The organism is Gracilimonas sp., from assembly GCF_031581265.1.
GTDB lineage: Bacteria > Bacteroidota > Rhodothermia > Balneolales > Balneolaceae > Gracilimonas.
This window is the reverse complement of record NZ_JAVLBQ010000039.1, coordinates 1-19,451: the sequence shown is the minus strand read 5'-3', so window position 1 is coordinate 19,451 and position 19,451 is coordinate 1. Positions and strand designations below refer to the sequence as shown.

Annotated in this window: 17 protein-coding genes; 7 read left to right on the top strand and 10 right to left on the bottom strand. The window is 38.9% G+C overall.

Annotation, left to right across the window (positions count from 1 at the left end):
- Window positions 1-18 precede the first annotated feature (18 nt).
- The 7 genes from RI561_RS12080 (at window position 19) to mltG (ending at window position 7,405) form a co-directional block, all read left to right on the top strand.
- Window positions 19-753 (top strand): PspC domain-containing protein, encoded by a 735-nt coding sequence (locus tag RI561_RS12080; protein ID WP_395080502.1) that lies wholly within the window; start codon window positions 19-21, stop codon window positions 751-753.
- A gap of 462 nt (window positions 754-1,215) precedes the next feature.
- Window positions 1,216-3,546, top strand: a complete 2,331-nt coding sequence (locus tag RI561_RS12075; protein ID WP_395080501.1) for a tetratricopeptide repeat protein — start codon at window positions 1,216-1,218, stop codon at window positions 3,544-3,546.
- A gap of 33 nt (window positions 3,547-3,579) precedes the next feature.
- On the top strand, window positions 3,580-3,876 hold the full coding sequence (locus RI561_RS12070; protein ID WP_395080500.1) for a DUF2752 domain-containing protein: 297 nt from the start codon (window positions 3,580-3,582) through the stop codon (window positions 3,874-3,876).
- A gap of 1 nt (window position 3,877) precedes the next feature.
- Window positions 3,878-4,219, top strand: a complete 342-nt coding sequence (locus RI561_RS12065; protein WP_395080499.1) for a TM2 domain-containing protein — start codon at window positions 3,878-3,880, stop codon at window positions 4,217-4,219.
- A 2-nt stretch (window positions 4,220-4,221) separates the two neighbouring features.
- On the top strand, window positions 4,222-4,767 hold the full coding sequence (locus RI561_RS12060) for an HD domain-containing protein (RefSeq protein ID WP_395080498.1): 546 nt from the start codon (window positions 4,222-4,224) through the stop codon (window positions 4,765-4,767).
- A 71-nt stretch (window positions 4,768-4,838) separates the two neighbouring features.
- Complete coding sequence (locus RI561_RS12055; protein ID WP_395080497.1) at window positions 4,839-6,107, top strand: hypothetical protein; 1,269 nt, start codon at window positions 4,839-4,841, stop codon at window positions 6,105-6,107.
- A gap of 209 nt (window positions 6,108-6,316) precedes the next feature.
- A complete protein-coding gene (gene mltG, locus RI561_RS12050) occupies window positions 6,317-7,405 on the top strand; it encodes an endolytic transglycosylase MltG (protein ID WP_395080496.1) in 1,089 nt (362 codons plus the stop codon).
- 8 nt (window positions 7,406-7,413) lie between these two features.
- On the opposite strand, the gene RI561_RS12045 is transcribed toward mltG, so the two are convergent.
- The 10 genes from RI561_RS12045 to metG all read right to left on the bottom strand — a co-directional run.
- On the bottom strand, window positions 7,414-9,132 hold the full coding sequence (locus tag RI561_RS12045) for an ABC transporter substrate-binding protein (protein ID WP_395080495.1): 1,719 nt from the start codon (window positions 9,130-9,132) through the stop codon (window positions 7,414-7,416).
- 121 nt (window positions 9,133-9,253) lie between these two features.
- Window positions 9,254-10,843 carry an AbgT family transporter gene (locus RI561_RS12040; protein WP_395080494.1) on the bottom strand — a complete coding sequence of 530 codons (1,590 nt, stop codon included), beginning with the start codon at window positions 10,841-10,843 and terminating at the stop codon, window positions 9,254-9,256.
- A gap of 107 nt (window positions 10,844-10,950) precedes the next feature.
- Window positions 10,951-12,501: a glutamine-hydrolyzing GMP synthase gene (gene guaA / locus RI561_RS12035; RefSeq protein WP_395080493.1), complete on the bottom strand. Its 1,551-nt coding sequence runs from the start codon at window positions 12,499-12,501 to the stop codon at window positions 10,951-10,953.
- 125 nt (window positions 12,502-12,626) lie between these two features.
- Complete coding sequence (gcvH, locus tag RI561_RS12030; protein WP_395080492.1) at window positions 12,627-13,007, bottom strand: glycine cleavage system protein GcvH; 381 nt, start codon at window positions 13,005-13,007, stop codon at window positions 12,627-12,629.
- Between the two features lie 2 nt (window positions 13,008-13,009).
- Entirely contained in the window at window positions 13,010-14,362 is a 1,353-nt protein-coding gene (gene accC, locus RI561_RS12025) for an acetyl-CoA carboxylase biotin carboxylase subunit (protein ID WP_395080491.1), read from the bottom strand.
- A gap of 9 nt (window positions 14,363-14,371) precedes the next feature.
- On the bottom strand, window positions 14,372-14,848 hold the full coding sequence (gene accB / locus RI561_RS12020; RefSeq protein WP_395080490.1) for an acetyl-CoA carboxylase biotin carboxyl carrier protein: 477 nt from the start codon (window positions 14,846-14,848) through the stop codon (window positions 14,372-14,374).
- 8 nt (window positions 14,849-14,856) lie between these two features.
- Window positions 14,857-15,426, bottom strand: coding sequence for an elongation factor P (efp, locus tag RI561_RS12015; protein WP_395080489.1), 570 nt, complete (start codon window positions 15,424-15,426; stop codon window positions 14,857-14,859).
- A 67-nt stretch (window positions 15,427-15,493) separates the two neighbouring features.
- Complete coding sequence (locus tag RI561_RS12010) at window positions 15,494-16,840, bottom strand: sodium-dependent transporter (RefSeq protein ID WP_395080488.1); 1,347 nt, start codon at window positions 16,838-16,840, stop codon at window positions 15,494-15,496.
- A gap of 48 nt (window positions 16,841-16,888) precedes the next feature.
- Window positions 16,889-18,910 carry a pullulanase gene (locus tag RI561_RS12005; RefSeq protein ID WP_395080487.1) on the bottom strand — a complete coding sequence of 674 codons (2,022 nt, stop codon included), beginning with the start codon at window positions 18,908-18,910 and terminating at the stop codon, window positions 16,889-16,891.
- Window positions 18,910-19,451, bottom strand: a 542-nt coding sequence (gene metG, locus RI561_RS12000; protein WP_395080486.1) for a methionine--tRNA ligase subunit beta, incomplete at its 5' end; no start/stop codon positions are given. The genes metG and RI561_RS12005, both read right to left, overlap by 1 nt.

Genomic DNA, 19,451 nt, shown 5'->3' with positions numbered 1-19,451 from the left:
AGAAAAATTATTAGGATTATGGCTGAACAAACTAAACCTCGATCTGCTTCAAAAACCGGAACTGCTACTCTCGATTTTGATGAGTTTGATTTAAACTCAACTATGCAGGAATTTCTTAAAGAAGAAGAAAAAGACACCGGCAAAAGTATTTGGAACGTAGCGACGGTATCCGGATTGGTGATGCTTTTCATGGCTTTAACCTTTGTGGTGCAATGGATTGGCCTTCCCGTAGGTTCAGGTTTTGCCGAATTTGTGAGCGATTCCATACCATTTCTGCCTGTTGTTGGAGGGGCTCTTATCACCTTAGTGGGTTTTGGTTTTTTTGTTGGGGACCGAAAAAGGGCAAGAAAAATGAGAAAGGCCCGCAAAAAAGAGAAAAAGCAAGCCCAAAGTTCAAATACTGCTTCCTATTCTGATATCCCGGGCTCCGAAGATGCCTCATTTTCCGGCTCAAGATTGAATAATGCACTTGAAGGGGGTTCCAAGTCAAATTCTAAAAGTTCCAGCGCTGTAGATTTTGATGACTATGGATACCGCCACACCAATAAACTCATGAAATCCCGTACGGATAAAAAATGGGCTGGAGTCTGTGGTGGCATTGCAAAATATTTCGGAATCAGTTCCACCGTAGTTCGATTTATTTTCGTAGCTGCCTTCTTCATGGGATATGGTGCCAGCCTGTTGGTTTACTTTGGCCTCTCCTTAGCTATGCCCAAAGAGCCGGTGGATATGATGGATGATTTTAATTTTTAAAGTGCCTTTGATTTTAAATCCATTCATTGGTCTAACTGGTTTTAGATTGATTTATAATTCGTTTTCAACGGGTGTCTTATCCAAAAAACCATTTCTTTTTTGTCTCGTCATCAACGCCATATATAGAGTGTACAGATGGACTATCTGAGCTGAATATGCAGCAAAAAAATTGCCCATAGCTGTGGGGCATCGTTTTGTAAACGGGGGAAAATTCATTCCGTATTTTTGGTTAAATGATTTTCTAAAGATCCTTTTGAGCGTGTATGAATTTCTATAATCCCTCAAAAAGCGCATCCTGAAATCTAAATGAGCTTTAATTAAACTATGTTCTTTGACATGCTTATATTTACAAGCAATAAATATTATGTTGGCTATAATTTAAACATCGGTAAATAATATGAGTTATAAGGTATTTTAGGCTGGAAATCAGATCCTGAATATGGGTACGGCCTCTATCATTTATTGGAAGAGCGAATAGATCTCACCAAGAATAATTTTCCCTATAACAAATTTGTTTCTGCTACAAGGGGTGGGGAGTACACCCAAGATTGGCGTCAAAGCTTAACTGGTTATGAAGATAAGTCAGCCTCAATATTGATAAAATCTTATTACAGAGACGGATATACCCCCAATATCACTAATAAAAAAAAGCAATGGTTCTTATATGTTGAAGAATCTCAGACCAGAGAAACAGAGGATGTCTTAAAAATTCAAGATTTGACCTACTCCAGAACATCATTATGGAATGGGTATTTATATCAAATAGAAACAGATAAGAACCAATTTTTTGCCCCAAATTTTCAAGAGGATATATATTATGACCGACAATTCATTGATCAACTGGTTTCTGACAGAGCAAACGATTTTAGCCAATATTATAGCCAGGTTTTGCTCGAATTTGAAGAATGGAGAGATACAAGGCTTGAAGATGCTGTTAAAGCTTGGAGACAAAATCCCAATAACTACACCGTGCAAGAAAATTTAATTGAATTAAGTGTTGAATTTAGTCAAATAACACGGGCTATTACCATTTTGGAAAACAGACTATTAGAAAATCCAAATTGGAAAGAGGAAGACATTGAAAGATTGCTGACATTTTATGGATGGGAGGGGAAGGCCCCTGATGCGGAATTATTCCTGGAACGCTTGTGGGAAGAATACCAAAATGAAGCCGTAATCAATTTAAAAAACAGGGCAGTTGCAGAATTAGGATTATTCGGAGAAAATTTTGAAAACCGTTTGGCATTAAGGCGTTTACAGCTCGATCCACTTAATTATGAACCGCTATTAGAATACACCAAAGCGATTGAATCACAAGAAAATTGGCCTTTAGTAAAAGAAAACTTACTGCAGTTACTTGAAATAAAACCACAAAGTGATTCCCTATATGCATTTACTTTACAACGATCTTTCTTCTATGAACCGGCTGACAGTACCACCGCATTGGTCGAAAGTTTCCCAAATTCAGCATACGACCAACTTGAACCGTTTGCGTCTAATCTTGCACTGATGTACGGATATGATATTGGAGATCTCGAACAGGCACTTTTTTGGGCAGAAAGTGCCCCCAATTTTGATGAAAGAACGAAACTTTTTTGGATTTCTGAGCTGGACTTGCATCCACTTTACTTAACAAAAGCCCTCCACATCCTTAATAACAATCCCGAAGATGACAGTCTTAGGTCGTACATCGGCACCAATCTTTTCTATAATGAGTACCAGTCTGAAGCCTATGAGACCATGTACCCGCTTTTTAAAACGAATGATGAAAAAGGTTTAGCCGCTGATACATTGGTTCGGAATGAAATTGGATATATGACTTACACTCAGAAGAAAGATTTCTACATTAAGTATCCATTATTCTTTGATGTAGATCAGGAAGACGATCTACTCAGTTTGTATAGAAGAACAGAAGGCACCAGAATTTCAGTAAATGGAGAATACAAGGATGATAATTTTGATAATACCTTAATAAGAGGTGGTACATCAATTCAATTTGGTAACCGACAGGACCAAACACACACCTTTAACGTTAAAAATCTTCGGTTTTCCGATCAGAATCAACAAGTAACAACTACTCTCGACTATTACGGAGTGGGGTATGAATATGCAACGAAATGGAATGAGCAGCGAATGGAGTTTAGAACAGGGGGTTCTTTTCTTGCAGCCCAAGACGATTTTGTACCCGAAATTTTAGCTGCTTTTAGTTTTTCAAAAGATTCAGCTTTTACATCAATGGAATTAACCGGTGGCCCTGAATTAACTTCTACTTCTGTGTTGAATGATTATTACCAGGCACAGCTTCAAGTATATCGGCAGGATTTTTGGCTAAATACGCATATTAGTACCGGACTATCAGCCAATTCAAAATACTATACTAATAATGTATTGAGATATGGTGCAACCTTGCGGGTTTTTCTGGAATCCATGAAATCGAAATTCCGACTTAAGCCTGGCGTGGATGTTGGGTATTCAGATGCCACAAAAAACTTCCCGGGCGGAAATCCATATTACACACCAGATCAATATTTTGCCCAGGGCGCCGGGTTTATTTTTGAATACACAGATACTAATAATTCTGATTATGAAACCAGGCTGTCCGGCGAAGTTTTTGGGAAACATGAGCGAAGAGAAGGATATTTTTTATCTGCAAGAGCCCAACTTGAGCATACTTTTGATAACTTTTGGAGCGTGAGTGTAGGCTCAGAAATTTCCACAAGTAGTGTATATCGTTCCAATCGATATTTCTTTACCATTTCATATTATTTTCCCAAAGATCTTTTAAATAATTAGAAACATCACAAAGTAAGTTTCGTAGTCTTACACATGAAATTTATCCATAAACATATAGAGTGGTTTGCTTTCGCCATCGGATTAATTCTGCTTGCTTTTATGAGTCCTGAAAATGCAGGTACTTCATTTTGCTTGTTCGATCTGGCAGGTATAGAATTTTGTCCAGGGGAAGGATTGGGGCACTCTATTTCTTATACGTTCAGGGGAGATCTAAGCTCGGCTTTATCTGCTCATTTAGCAGGTCCATTTGCAGTGGTTATACTGATCGGACGAATATGTTATATATGGAAAAATCTTCTACGTCACCCAAAAACACAAAACTCAGAATAATATGGCTAAGGCAATTGACTATTTACCCGAAATAGAAGGCGATGAATCGCTATATATTGGAAAATTAATGAATGATTTATCTGAGGAAGAGGCCTCAAAGTTTGCCAACGTGTATCGCTCTCGTCGAAAAGATCCACAAACTATATTGATCACTTGTTTGCTTGGGTTTTTACCTATAGCCGGTATTCACAGGTTTTTACTCAATCAAATTGGAATGGGTATCCTGTATATATTTACCGGTGGCTTATGTCTGATAGGGACCATCGTGGATTTGGTCAATTACAAAGATCTTGCCTTTCAATATAACCGTGAAATTGCCAAGGAAGTACGTTCATACATATAATTATGAGTTTACCTTCAAGAAGTGAGTCTGAAAAATTATTAGGGGAATACATCCAAAATGAAAACCTGATTAACCATTGTGAGATGGTTGCACAAGCTATGGAGGCATATGCTACTCATTTGGAGAAATCGGAGAAGGAAGTTGAAGAATGGTGGACAGCCGGCTTGCTTCATGATTTGGATTGGGAGAAATATCCGGATGAGCATCCCAATAAAGCCATTGATGTTATCCTGCCAAAGCACGGCTACCCACAAAACATCATAGACGCGATAGCTGCTCACGCCCCTGAGCGTACGGGTAAAAAACCTGAAACAGAAATAGAGAGATATTTGTATGCCTGTGATGAATTATCAGGTTTTATGAATGCTGTATCATTGATGAGGCCCAATAAATTTGAGGATATGAAGGTAAAATCAGTCACAAAAAATCTTAAAGATGCTAAATTTGCTGCCAACATTCCGAGAGAAGATGTTAAAAAGGGAGCCGAACTAATCGGCAAAGAACTGAGAGACCATATTGCATTCCTGATTGATGTGTACCGTACATGAATATGCTATTTCCGTTTTAGTTTTTTTTTAATTACTTTATTGGCATTAAACATCAATAAACCTAATGAGCTATGAGAATTTTAACCTTATCTCTACTAATGGTTGCATTTTGTGCGATAGATGTTGCAGCACAATCTTACAAGTTTACATACCATAATCCTGTTGATCTATATGAGGGGTTAGATCAAAATTTCTATTCTGAAAGCAGTTTTGGGGTTAAAAATCCTATCTATTCGGCATTTCCTGTTTCTGAAAACTTTAGATTTAACCGCGTTGACGGTTTTTTCATTGGAGTTCAGGAAGAAAAAATGAATTGGAGCAGAGGTGATTTCTTAGGTATTGAAGATATTGATGTACATGGAATGGTAGGATACTCCAGTGCTCAAAATAATTTCCAATACACGATAGGAGCAGAAAAAAGTATCGGAGATGACAGAAAATGGCTGCTGTTGGGTGGTGAATTATACAACACGACTGCAACGGAAGATTATTGGCGCACTGGCAGTTATGAAAATAGCGTCTCTATGCTGTCAGCCGGTTTCGACTTTTATGATTACCACCAATCTGATGGGTTTGGCTTTTATGGGATTTTGCAACCGGTAAAATCTATTGAATTAGGTGCATCTTATAATCTGAGTCAATTTAGCACTTTGGAGGCCAGAACAGACTTCTCAATATTTTCGCGGTATTCTACATTCAGACCAAATCCTGCCATTGATTTTACGACAGATATGATTTCCCAGGAATATTTGACTCTTGGGGTTACTTTGAATCCTAATGGAATATCTGACCGGAGTACTTTATCAACCACAATATCAGCTAAGGCTGAATTATCGGATCTAAATGGTTTCAGCAGTAACGACTTTTACTATAATTTGTATCAGGTTGAGGCAAAATCTTATCTCAGATTAGATCGCAGTACTTTAGTGAAATGGCGATTGATGGCGGGAGGGATAACCGGAAATGCACCCCAGTTCAAAAATTTTGCTTTGGGTGGTATTGGAAGCATGCGAGCTTTGGGTTATAAAGCAATGCAAGGCAACCAAATGTTGCTCAGCAATATTGAGCTACAATTTGGACAAAATTCTTCTAAAAATGGCTGGCCCGACTTAAGTTCAACCACCATTTCTTTCTTCCTTGATTCCGGTACTGCTAACTTTAATAATCAACTGTATTCAAACTCAAATCCAATGAATGACTTTGATATTACGACCCATGATCTGACACACAACGTTGGAGTTGGGCTCGGATTAGGCATGATGAGATTTGAGATAGCAAAACCGGTTGCCGGAGCTGAAGGGCGATCGGTATTTTGGATTCGGTTGAACCCGACATTTTAAAATTTATTCAAAAAGAAACCCGGACCGTTCAAAGTCCGGGTTTTTTCTTTAGGGCATTTGGTGCTTATGCAGCATCCAAAGCTCTTGTCTTTGCTCTTCGTTTAACAGCTACGTCAGTACTACACTGATGTTTCATCTTTTTTACAAATATTGAAATTAGGATGTAGATAAGACTGTTCTGTTTTATTCATGTATTAGTATCTTTAGGTATGAATTTGAAGTATTTATTAGACATTGATAAAACAGAGCTACTGACAGCTCTCCTTGCCTTTATACTTATAGCCGGTACCGTACTTGGAACAAGATTGTATAATCTAAGCTCTAATTCTGCTGTACATTTTGAAGAGCAAACAGAAATTCTCTTTTCTGAATTAAGTATTCTGGCAGAACTGGAAAATATCTTAAGTGAACATCAAATAGAATATGATGCAGTTGAGCTTGAGTGGGCGGCTAATATTTTGGGATGGAGGCGATATCAGCGTGGAAGATATGTCTTTGAAGGTTCATATTCCTACAACTCTTTTTTGTCAAAAATGACAAAGGGTATACAAGATCCTACATCTGTAGTTGTACTTCCGGGGAGTACGCTCGAAAGATTATCATCTTCTGTAGCCCCAAAATTCTATTTCGATACTGAAGATTTTTTAGCTGTATTTGAAGACAGCACATATCTGGCAGAAAAGGGCCTGAATACTGAACAACTTTTTGGAAGGATGCTGCCAGAGACTTATTTAATGTATTGGACTTCTTCCCCAAAAGATGTGGTAAACAAAATATTAAGAGAATTTGACCGATCAATTACTGAAGAGTATCTCGAAACTGCGGAAGAGCTTGGTTATTCATTTGATGAGATTTTAACTATGGCTTCTATTGTGGAATGGGAGGCAAAAAATGAAGATGAAAAAACGAAGATTAGTGGTTTATACTGGAATCGGCTAGAAAGAGGGATGAGGCTTCAGGCAGATCCTACCGTAAATTTTGCTTTAGGTGAGAGAAGGAGGTTACTTTTTGAAGACTACCAATACGACCATCCATTTAATACTTATCTAATTGACGGTTTACCACCAGGACCCATTACAAATCCGAGTCTATCTACTATAGAAGCTACTTTAAACCCTGATAATCATGATTATTTGTATATGGTTGCTAATCCTGATGGTGGACACATTTTTACTGAAACGTTTAGAGAACACCAGATTGAAAGTGAAAAATGGAGAATTTGGCTTAGGGAACAACTTCGAATCAAACGCCAAAATGAACTAAAAGAACAAGAAGAAGCTAACGGCGAAAACTCATGAGATTACATTTAATTAGTTTCAGACCGTAGTCGTTTGATTTTCACTTCGGTATTAATGTGAGTTCCGTTAAAACTGATGTTCGTGCTTAATCCTTTAAATCCTGATACATTTTTTAGTCCCTCTTTTAAATATGCAGGATTTTCAACTCGTTTTAAGGTCTCCAAAATTACGTTGGCGAGATCATAGCCTATATATGCAAATTCATTAGGTGAAGTTTCAAACCGTAAACGGAAGGCGGATTCGAAGTCATTCTTTTCAAGATTTGTTTCACTGACTTCGTAAGTTTTACTGTAATAGATATTCATTTCTGAAAGCCGGTCTTCATCAATTTCACTGGATTCCCATTCAGCAGATCCAAGAACTGTCATATCACTTTCAATGGCTTCAAGGCTTGTTAACAGGGAATTAATAAGAGTGCCAGCTATGTTGCCTGTAAAAGGGGCATATATAGCATCAACATTGTAATTGAAGACGGTATCGACCTCAGGGTCAAATACTTCCATATATTCGGTGATGTCGTAACCTTCAGAGGCAAAATCATCCACTATATAACGCACTACTTCAGCCCCCAGTTCTCTTGATTCATCTAAAAAGGCAGTTGCTGAGGGTTCGCCTAAAGATCCTTTTTCAGCAATAATAGCTAAGGTATCATACCCAAGAGTTTGAACCGCATACTGGGCCATCTTCTTTCCCTGAACGGCAAACGTTGGGTTGAGTTGAAAACTGTAGTTTAAATCAAAATTAATGCTATCGGAGTTTGCAAGAGGGGTGATCATCGGGACTTCATAATCTTCTGCATACCGGGCTAAATCTTGTGCAGTTTCAGAATATAAGGGCCCTGCAATGGCGTCCACATTATGATTCCAAACTAAATCATTTGCTATTGCGGAAACGTTAGATGAATTTGCTCTACTGTTTTTATAGGTAATGAAGGCTTTTTTGTCACTATTTTCGCTATTGAATTCTTCCACAGCAAGCTGAATTCCAAAGTATAAATGCTGCGGAATTTGAAACTGTGATGATTCCAGTTCAAACTCGGGCAATACGACCCCTATATTGTAAGAAATACCAGTTGGGGCTTTTGCATATCTGTTTGGTAGGTAACGCTGTGCATAAGCTGTCGAATCAGATAATAATTGTTCAATTCTATTTAAATCAATGTTAGATGCGCCTGGTAATGCATTTTTATAAGATTTTAATAGTGCATTAGCAGCTCCAAAATTTACTTTTCCAATAGCAGCTTCCATCAGATCAAAACGGACATCATCATATTTTGTTTGTTTAAAGGCCTCAAAACGTTGTTTAACCGTTAGGTAGTCAACTAATTCAGAGTAAAAATTATAAGCAGCATTAGATACGGAAGCATTATCTCGTGTATTATTTATTTCATGAAGAGCATCTAACGATAGGGTAAAGTTTTTAAGCTGGAAGTCAGCTAAAGCTTCTGTGTATTTTGCCTCCAGTGATAGTTCTTGATTAGTGTTCGAAACTTTGTCGAGATACAATTTGGCTCGCAAAAAATTATTTAACGCGAAATAACTTTTACCGGCAAATAGGTAAGCTTCATCAGATTCAGCCCTTTCAAAAATTTGAAGTGCCTCTTCATAATTGCCGTTTTCATAAAACTCTATTCCTGTATCCAATGATTGAGCAAATACATTTGGCAGAATAGTAATTAGAAATATCAGAGTGAAAAAAGAAACTCGCAGCATGTTTGTTGGATTCATTTTATTTATCCATTTATAACTGCAGATAAACTAAAAAGTTCTGCAATAGAATGCTTTTTTATTTGTGAATGAAATTAAAATAGGATCAGCTTTCAATAAGAAACCTGACCCTAACTATATTTTATGGGGCGGGATATAAGTAGTTGGCTTCAAAACTCAACGGAATTCCAATCCACCAGTACACCAATAAGAAAATCGTCCAGGCGACCATAAAGATGATGGAATAAGGAAGCATCATCGATATAAGGGTTCCAATACCTGTATTTTTAACATAGCGCTGACAGAATACCACTACTAAGGGGAAGTAAGGTAAAAGTGGAGTAACGATGTTAGACACGGAATCTCCGACTCGATAAGCGGCTTGTGTTAAATCCGGTGATATGCCAAGCTGCATTAGCATAGGAACAAAAATGGGTGCAATAAGTGCCCATTTAGCTGAAGCGGAACCAACCAATAAGTTTACAATGGCACTTAACATAATTATACCAACTATGGTAATCTCTCCGGGTAAGGCAAGAGACTGAAGGAAGTTAGCTCCTTTTAGTGCTACTAAAAGCCCGATGTTAGAATTAGAAAATGCATCAATAAACAGGGCACAGAAAAAAGCCATTACAATATAATAGCCCATACTTTCCATCGACTTCTTCATATTGTCGATCATGTCTTTGGAGCTCTTATATTTTCCGGAAGCATATCCATAGACCACACCCGGGATCAATAAGAAAATGAAAATGAGTGGTACTATTGCCTGCATCAGTGGGGCGTTAAAAGAAAACAGGGAACTGACATCCGGGTTATCCCAATTAGGATCGCGAAGGGCAGAACTTTCAGGCCAGGCCCAAACGAATAATCCAATAATTCCGAGAATCATGGCTCCAAAACCTAACCAAAATGCACGGCTTTCTTTGCCGGAAACTTCTTCCATTTGTGGCATCTCATCTTCATCGCCATCAACTTTCACATCTGCAAGCCTGGGCTCTACAATTTTATCTGTAATATACCAACCCACAGTCACGATTAAAATACTTGAAAGTGCGGTGAAGTAGATATTATTAAGCGGATTCAGGGCTATATCCGGATCTAAAATTCTTGCCGCTTCAAGGGTAAAACTCATGATCAGCGGATCGATAGCGGAGGGAATGAAGTTCGCTGAAAATCCACCACTGACACCTGCGAAGGCTGCAGCAATTCCTGCAAGAGGGTGCCTCCCGGCAGCATAAAATATAACTCCGCCCAAAGGAATAACTAACACATACCCCGCATCAGCCGCTGTGTGACTAACAATTGCGATCAGAATGAGCATTGGAGTCAATAATGCCTTTGGGGTGAAATTGAGCAATTTTTTAAGTCCTGCATCAATCCAGCCGGAATGCTCAGCAACGCCAACACCCAACATAGCTACAAGCACAATACCCAATGGTGCAAAAAGTACAAATGTCTCAATCATGTTGGCTAAGAAGGAAGCCAATTCTGGCCCGGTAAGCAGGTTTTTAACGGCAAGTTCATTACCGGTTAGAGGATGCGTTTCTCCAAAATCGATCGGAGATAATACAGCTGATAAGATCCACACTAAAACCAAAAGCAGAAAGAACAACATAGCCGGATCCGGAAGTTTATTCCCGGATTTTTCTATGAAGTTCAAAAACTTATCAAATAGAGAGGATTGTTTACCGTTAGTTTTTACTTCAGTTTCTTTGTTTTCCTTTTCCACGGAATTCAAATTTGGTTAAAATTTCAGCTTGAAGAAAATAACATAATCACTGTTCTAATCAATAGTTGATTAATTAAAAGCGAATAAAAAGACGGTTTTGGAGTAAATTACTCCCACTCAATAGTAGCCGGTGGTTTAGAGCTGACATCATAAACTACGCGGTTTATTCCTTTAGTCTCATTGATGATACGATTGGAGACTTTTGAAAGAAATTCATAGGGGAGATGGGCCCAATCGGCAGTCATACCATCTACACTGGTAACAGCTCTAAGAGCTACGGTAAACTCGTAGGTACGTTCATCACCCATAACACCTACACTTTGCACCGGGAGCAAGACTGCAAGCGCTTGCCAAACTTCATTATAAAGTCCCTCACTTTTCAATTCCTCAATAAAAATGGAGTCTGCTTCCTTCAATAAATCTAACCGATCTTTAGAAAGCTCACCCAATATTCTGATTCCCAAACCGGGGCCCGGAAAGGGATGCCTGTTTATAAAATGTTCAGGTATTCCGAGTTCTCGGCCAACTTCCCGAACTTCATCTTTAAATAATTCTCTGACTGGCTCTATCAAGTCAAGCTTCATTTTTTCGGGAAGCCCGCCAACGTTGTGATGGGATTTGATGGTTGCTGAAGGTCCTTTAAAAGAGACACTTTCAATTACATCGGGATATAAAGTTCCCTGAGCTAAATATTTGAAATCTGCATCATCCCCAATTTCCTTATCAAAGATTTCGATGAATACATTACCGATGATTTTTCTCTTTTCTTCCGGATCTGAAACACCATCAAGCCGGCTTAAAAAGGCATCAGAGGCATCAACACCACGAACCGGCAAATTCAGGTCCCTGGTATAAAGCTCCATCACGGATTCAAATTCATTTTTGCGAAGCAATCCATTGTCAACAAATACACATTCTAATTGATCACCGATGGCTTTATGTATGAGTGTTGCTACAACCGTAGAATCAACACCACCTGATAAACCGCAAAGTACTTTGTTATCCCCAACTTTTTCACGAATTGAGGCTATTTGTTCATCAATGAATGATTTGGGGGTCCAATTTCCTTGAAGTCCACAAATTCTATACGCGAAATTTTCCAGTAGTTGCTCTCCATATTCCGTGTGTGCTACTTCCGGATGAAACTGAACCCCATAAATTTGTTCTTCTTTATGCCTGACTGCAGCTACCTCAGCATTTGCGGTATGACCAATTATGTCATAAGAATCAGGCAACTCATGGATGTGATCTCCGTGACTCATCCAGACTACACTTTCATTTTTCACATCCTTGAGAAGATCTTCATCATTATCAATAATGAGATTTGCACGCCCATATTCCCGTTTCTCAGCTTTTTCTACACTGCCGGGTATTTCGGTATGAGCAAGAAGTTGTAATCCATAGCAGATGCCTAAGATGGGGACATCCCATTCTAAAATTTCGTTTTGGAGGTGGGGAGCATCTTCATCATTAACACTCATTGGTCCTCCAGATAAAATAATTCCCCCAGGTGTGGGTTCAGAGACTTCATCAAGGGAAACGTTATAGGGATGAATTTCGCAATAAACATTAAGTTCTCTAAGGCGACGGGCAATGAGTTGAGTTAGTTGAGAACCATAATCAAGGATGAGAATCCATTCCGAGTGTCGGTTGTGCATGGGATTTATAGTTGTTGTATTCGATTAATTTTGTAAAATAAAAAAACCTGTCAGGTCTAAGAATAAATGCATCAATAATTCTAATGCCTTCTAAAACCTGACAGGTTCGTGTGTATACCTAAAAATCAGGCTATAACATCTTCATATTCTTCAGCCGAGAGAAGTTCATCAAGCTCAGATTTATCATCCAGCTTTATTTTAACCATCCAGCCGTCTCCGTAAGGGTCTTCGTTTACCAACTCCGGTTCATCTTCAAGGGTTTCATTTAGCTCAACGATTTCACCGGAAACCGGTGCATACAAATCCGAAACTGTTTTAACAGCTTCCACTGTTCCAAAAGTCTCTTCTTTATCAAAGTGACTCCCTTCTGGCTCAAGTTCAACAAAAACGATATCACCCAGTTCACCTTGTGCAAAGTCGGTGATACCTACGGTAACCGTTCCATTGCCGTTATCTTTTATCCATTCGTGTTCACGGGTGTATTTAAGATCAGCAGGTATACTCATTATTAGTCTTTTTTGGGTATGTATTTAAATTCTCTTTCCAAATATTTGGTATCAAAAGTACCCTTAATAAAGTTTTCATCATCCATCAGCTGGATATGATAAGGAATATTGGTTTTGATTCCTTCAATGATAAACTCCTTCAAGGCACGCTTCATTTTTTTTATAGCTTCAAGGCGGGTAGGAGCACTGACAATTAGTTTCGCAATCATTGAATCATAATGTGGAGGAATACGGTATCCTGAGTAGGCATGGGTATCTAAGCGAACACCATGTCCTCCGGGAGGGTGAAAAACGGTAATTTCACCGGCTGAAGGCCTGAAATTATATTCCGGATCCTCTGCATTAATACGACATTCAATGGCGTGGTTTTCAAATTCCAGTGGATATTCTTCGATCTTTTCTCCCGCCGCCACTCTGATTTGCTGCTCAATTAAGTCAATTCCGGTTACTTCTTCTGTTACCGGATGTTCGACCTGAATACGGGTATTCATTTCCATGAAATAGAAATTGTGATCATCATCAACCAAAAATTCTACGGTTCCCGCGCCTTCATAATTTACTGCTTTGGCAGCGTTTACAGCTGCTTCTCCCATTCGCTCTCTTAGCTCTTCGGTCATAAGAGGAGAGGGGGATTCTTCTAATATTTTTTGGTGTCGCCTTTGCAGTGAGCAATCTCGTTCCCCATAATGAACTGCTGTACCATGTTGATCGGCCATAACCTGTATTTCAACGTGATGAGGATTTAGTACAAATCGCTCGATGTAAACAGCTGGATTATTGAAAGAGGTTTCCGCTTCTTGGCGGCACATTTTATAATTTTTTTCCAGTTCGGAGGCTTCCATTACCATTCGCATTCCACGGCCACCGCCACCAGCTGATGCTTTTATAATGACCGGGTAGCCAATTTCGTCACAAACTGCTTTTGCATCCTCAAAATTATCTACTTCACCATCACTGCCTGGAACAACAGGAACATTTTTTTCGATCATGGTAGCTTTTGCCAATGCTTTATCTCCCATGCGGTTAATTGAATCAGGTGAAGGGCCAATGAACTTGATATCGTGCTCACCACAGATGCGAGAGAATTCAGCATTCTCAGATAAAAAGCCATATCCTGGATGAATTGCTTCGGCATTTGTTATTTCAGCAGCAGCTAAAATGCTTGGTATCTTTAGGTAACTTTCTTTACCGGCAGGAGGGCCAATACAAACTGCTTCATCGGCAAATTTAACGTGAAGACTATCAGCATCTGCGGTGGAATATACAGCTACGGTTTTAATGTCCATTTCTTGACATGTACGGATAATACGCAGTGCAATTTCACCTCGGTTGGCGATCAAAATTTTGTTAAACATAGAACCTGTTTAGTCTTTTTTGATTATAAAAAGTGGCTGCTCAAATTCTACAGGCTGGGCATCGTCTACCATGATCTTTTTAACAGTACCGCCGAATTCAGCTTCAATTTCATTCATTATTTTCATGGCCTCGACAATACAAAGTGTATCACCTTTGGATACGGTATCACCAACTTTAACAAACGGATCTGAGTCTGGAGAAGGGGATTCGTAAAATGTTCCCACGATAGGTGATGTAACTGTTTCCCCATCCGGTTGGTCATCAGCGGCTTCTTTAGCATCTTCCTGACCTGCAGATTGCTGAGGTTGGGTAGGTGCGGCTGCCGGCTGAGCAGGAGCCTGAGGGGCGGGGTGGGTGTAACTGACCTGTTGAACTTCCCCTTGTTTTTTAACTTTAATTTTGAAATCGCCTTCTTCAAGTGAAACTTCGTTAACATCACTTTCAGAGATAAGTTCTAAAATATTTTTTATGAGTTTTAAATCCATGATTATGTTTATTTAGCTCGTTCTATATATTCTCCGGTTCGGGTATCAACTCTTATTTTTTCACCTTCATTGATGAATAGGGGTACATTAACTGTAGCACCTGATACAAGAGTTGCCGGTTTACTTCCACCTTGGGCAGTATCGCCGCGTAAACCCGGATCCGTTTTTTCAATTTCTGCTTCAATCTGATCTTTGGGTTCTACATATAACACTGATTCTTCATCGGCATTAATAACGACTGTACAGTTCTGCCCATCTATTAAGTATCCTTTTCGCTCTACTTGAGAGGCGTTAACCGGAACTTGTTCATAGGTATCAGTATGCATGAGGTAGTAAATCTCCCCATCGTTATAAAGATATTGGTAATCTCTGGTTTCGACCCTGACAGCTTCGGCATTTTCGCCGGATCGCCAGGTCTTTTCAATATTCTTACCGTTTACAATTCCTTTTAATTTAGTCCGTACAAAAGCGGGGCCTTTTCCGGGTTTTACATGTTGGAACTCGTTAATGGAATAGAGTTCTCCATCCATATCGAGTACCATGCCATTTCTAAAATCTGAAGTTGATACTTTTGACATTAACTTATTTTATCTCCTATAAATATCGCCCAAAAATAGCACCTGCCTCTTTGGATAACAAACGTGTTTAGATGAAATTGGTAATCAAGTTATAAAGGATGGCTGCAGGACAGATATATTTAATGAAAATAGGCCATACTTTAGAAAATAATGTTTGTTTAATGCCTGCAAACCCATATTCCATTTCATTAATCGCATTATCTGTTGTCCAAAAATAGCCTACAAATATACAGATTAAGAACCCACCAAGAGGTAAGCCTATACTGTTAAAGAGATAGTCAAACCAACCGATAAGAACAGGGAAGAAGGAGACTGCAATTGAGATAACCAAAATACCTAAACCAACTGTCCAGGCAGCTTTCTTTCTTTTTACTTCAAATTCATCTATCACGAATGATACAGGAACTTCAAGCAAGGAAATTGTTGAGGTAAGGGCTGCAATACTCAACAATAAGAAAAATGTAACTCCAAGCAGCATTCCCACTCCGCCCCCAATAGTATGAAATAGTGCAGGTAATATTTGAAATACCAGGTCAGTACTTGAAGCAAGGGAACCGCCGGCATCAATAGCAATACCCTGACTTTGAGCCAAATACATAGCGGGAACGATCAAAAGACCGGCTAAAAAAGCAATTCCAACATCTGCAATAGTTACAAAAGCAGCGGCTTGAGGTATATTTTCTTTTTTATTGAGATATGAACCATAGGTTATAAGCGCCCCCATACCCAGTGAAAGGGAGAAGAATGCTTGTCCCATGGCTGAAAATATGAGGTTAGCGTTTATTTTGCTAAAATCAGGTAGTAAATAAACTCGTACACCTTCAGCACTTCCGGGTTGTAGTAACACATAAACAATCATTATTACAATGATACCAATAAGTAAAGGCATCATAGCCTTGGTGGCACGTTCAATGCCATCACTAACACCACCGGTGATAATCTTAATTGTCCCCAGCATAAAAACGGTAGCAATTAGGGCATTTTTGAGCCCATTATTGGTATCAGTAAGCCAGTCTGCTGCACCTTGCCATCCAAAGAAATAGAAAATCTCTTCAAAAGCATAGCCAAAGGCCCACCCGGCAATTACGGTATAGAAAGACAATATCATAACACCGCAAATAACGCCCCAAAGCCCAACAAAAGGAAAGAACTTATTAGAACTAATAGACTTAAAAGCACCATATGGGTTTTTACCTGAGCGACGGCCTATAGAAAGTTCGGCGGCCATAACGGGGAAACCAATTGCAAATGTACATATCAGATATACCAGGAGATAAGCAGCACCACCTTCAGTAGCAACTTTGGTGGGGAAGGCCCAGATATTTCCAAGCCCTACAGCAGAACCTGCTGCTGCTAATATAAAACCAAGTTTAGAGTTCCATGAGCCGCGGTCGGTTGTGGTTGTTCCAGCCAAGTGATTTCCTCCTTAGGATAATTTATTTAATAGACGTCGTAAAATATTTTAAGCTTTACTCACACGCAACTTTCTTAAAACGACTCCCGAGCTTGCTGGGACGTTTAACGAATCTTTAACGCTGCGTATGGTGCGAAATCCTGATTGGTCTTTACTCACAACAAGCTCCCAATAACCTTTGGGAAGAACAATTTCATGTTCTTCATCAGAATTTGCGTTCAATGATACAAAGTAATCATACATATCACCTGAACTTTTTCCATCAATTGAAAAAGTTATATGAAGCGGATGGTTGTAAACTTTAAAGTTAATTTCATCGGGGTTTGCTTTTCTTAATGCCGGTGATTTTAACCTTAGTTTAATTAATCCTTTATAGTATTCAAAAAGATCTTTGTTTAATGAAATTTCATTGAAATTCAGCCAGTTGGTACCATCGTCCTTGTTGTAAGTATCACGGTCAATTTTTCCTTTCTCGGGATCTACATCATCCGGATCTTGTATAATTTTTGAGCGAGCCCATTCTTGTCCGGCATGCATCATGGTAATACCTTGAGATACAAAAAGTGTTATTGCACCGAGCTTAGCAATCTTTTCTTCTTTTGGAGAAAGAGAGGAGATTTTTGCTTTTTCAAAATACTTTTGATGGGCTTTGGAGTGATCTAAAGCTATTCGAATGTAATCTCCAAGGGTGTATCCATCGTGACTTTCTAAATAATTAACGGAATGTCCTGAGTGTTGAAATAAACCTCCTTCAGCAGATTTAAGTGTTCCTCGAATATAATTTTCAATAGTAAAACGAGAATTCAATCCCATATTTCCGAAGATAAATCCTCGATCTTCTTTTGGATTATAACCCTTCATCCCATTTCTAAAACGATCATTCCAACTGCTCCATCCATGTTCTGAAAATCCCTCAGGAGCATATTTACCACCCCAGGGTTCAGCAATTAAAACAACATTGGGGTTTATTTTCTGAGCTTCCTGTTTAATCAAATCAATTGTATTCCAATCTATAATGCCGGCCAAATCAAATCGAAAGCCATCTATATGATATTCAGTTATCCAATGTTTAATAGACTCTACAATAACTTCCTGTGCATATTTGGCCTGGGTATCTATGTCATTACCTGTCCAACTGTCATTTAAAAAATTTCCGGCTTCATCTAAACGAAAATAATGTTCTTTACCAGTGTATATGAGCGGATTCAGATCATAATGGGAAGCATGGTTATAGACCACATCCATTATAACTGTAATGTTTTCCTTGTGAAGAGCTTTCACAAGCTGCTTTAGCTCAGTTGAAGCCTTATCGGTTCTGCCAACTACGGCATCCTTATCTAAACTTGCATCAGAGGCATATATAGTTTCCGGGGCAAAGTGGAAGGAAGTCATATATCCCCAGTAATTTTTACTATATGGATTCCAGGTGTTTTTAATTCCTTCTTCCGTGGTTTCACCAAATGGTGGTTCGAAATAGGCAAATTTTTGAAGTGGAAGGAATTCTACTGCATTAACTCCCATCCGTTTTAAATGCTGAATTCCTCCGACTTTAGCCTCCCTAAAATCATTATAAATTCCCTGAACATATGTTTTTGCAGAGGGGTGAGCCACCATGTCTTTGATGTGTGTCTCATAAATAATCAGATCTCGGGGATCTTCAGGAGCTACAAAGTCATCATCATCCCAATTAAACTGAGTGGAATCAGTAATTTTAGTTTTCGGAAATTGGAGGTGATGATTCTTCGTAGTTACAAACCTACTTCTCGGATCAGCGATTGGATACTTCGTTTCCACATAAAAAGGATTATCAGAAGGCCCATCTAACAAATAGGCATACCATTTACCATGAAAAGTATCTTGAATGATGGTTTCCCAAATCCCGGAATCATTTTTTTCAAGAGGAATTTGCAGACCATCTTCATCCGTATAATCATCGTAAATAACTAACTGAACATCGGTAGCCTGAGGGGCAAATAATCTGAAAACAGTTTCTTCGTCCTGACAGCTATAGCCAAGTGGAAACTCTTCCAACCCGGTTATGGAGCATTCGGATTTATTTTGTGCGTCCATTAAGTAATAGGGCTGCCGGGTTCAGCTTCCGTCTCTACAAATTTTAGTTTACCATCGGGCGTTTCTGCCATAAGGATCATTCCCTGACTTTCTACACCCATCAACTTCTTGGGAGCCAGGTTTGCGACTACAGAAACTTTTTGGCCGGATAAGTCATCGGCATCAAAGTCGTTGGCTATACCGGATACTATAGTTCTTTTTTCGAGCCCAATATCAACTTTTAGCTTGAGCAGCTTATTTGATTTTTCAATTTTTTCGGCTGAAATGATTTTACCGGCTCTTAAATCAAGTTTCATAAAATCACCAAACTCGATGTCATCCTTAAGCTCAGGAACATCGGGCGTTGGATCTGCTGCTTTAGCTTTATCGTGTAGTTTTTGAATTTGCTCTTCGATGGTTTCGTCCTCAATTTTATTAAAAAGTATATCACCTTGAATAACCGATTTACCGATATCAAGCATATTTGGAGAAATATCACTCCAGCTGAAATTGTCTGAAATACCAAATTGTGCTCTAAGCTCTTTCATTTTGTCCGGTAAAA

Coding starts and splice junctions, on each gene's coding strand:
- RI561_RS12080 (WP_395080502.1), top strand. CDS start 19: ATGGCTGAACAAACTAAACCTCGATCTGCTTCAAAAACCGGAACTGCT.
- RI561_RS12070 (WP_395080500.1), top strand. CDS start 3,580: ATGAAATTTATCCATAAACATATAGAGTGGTTTGCTTTCGCCATCGGA.
- RI561_RS12065 (WP_395080499.1), top strand. CDS start 3,878: ATGGCTAAGGCAATTGACTATTTACCCGAAATAGAAGGCGATGAATCG.
- RI561_RS12060 (WP_395080498.1), top strand. CDS start 4,222: ATGAGTTTACCTTCAAGAAGTGAGTCTGAAAAATTATTAGGGGAATAC.
- RI561_RS12055 (WP_395080497.1), top strand. CDS start 4,839: ATGAGAATTTTAACCTTATCTCTACTAATGGTTGCATTTTGTGCGATA.
- mltG (WP_395080496.1), top strand. CDS start 6,317: ATGAATTTGAAGTATTTATTAGACATTGATAAAACAGAGCTACTGACA.
- RI561_RS12045 (WP_395080495.1), bottom strand. CDS start 9,132: ATGAATCCAACAAACATGCTGCGAGTTTCTTTTTTCACTCTGATATTT.
- guaA (WP_395080493.1), bottom strand. CDS start 12,501: ATGCACAACCGACACTCGGAATGGATTCTCATCCTTGATTATGGTTCT.
- gcvH (WP_395080492.1), bottom strand. CDS start 13,007: ATGAGTATACCTGCTGATCTTAAATACACCCGTGAACACGAATGGATA.
- accC (WP_395080491.1), bottom strand. CDS start 14,362: ATGTTTAACAAAATTTTGATCGCCAACCGAGGTGAAATTGCACTGCGT.
- accB (WP_395080490.1), bottom strand. CDS start 14,848: ATGGATTTAAAACTCATAAAAAATATTTTAGAACTTATCTCTGAAAGT.
- efp (WP_395080489.1), bottom strand. CDS start 15,426: ATGTCAAAAGTATCAACTTCAGATTTTAGAAATGGCATGGTACTCGAT.
- RI561_RS12005 (WP_395080487.1), bottom strand. CDS start 18,910: ATGGACGCACAAAATAAATCCGAATGCTCCATAACCGGGTTGGAAGAG.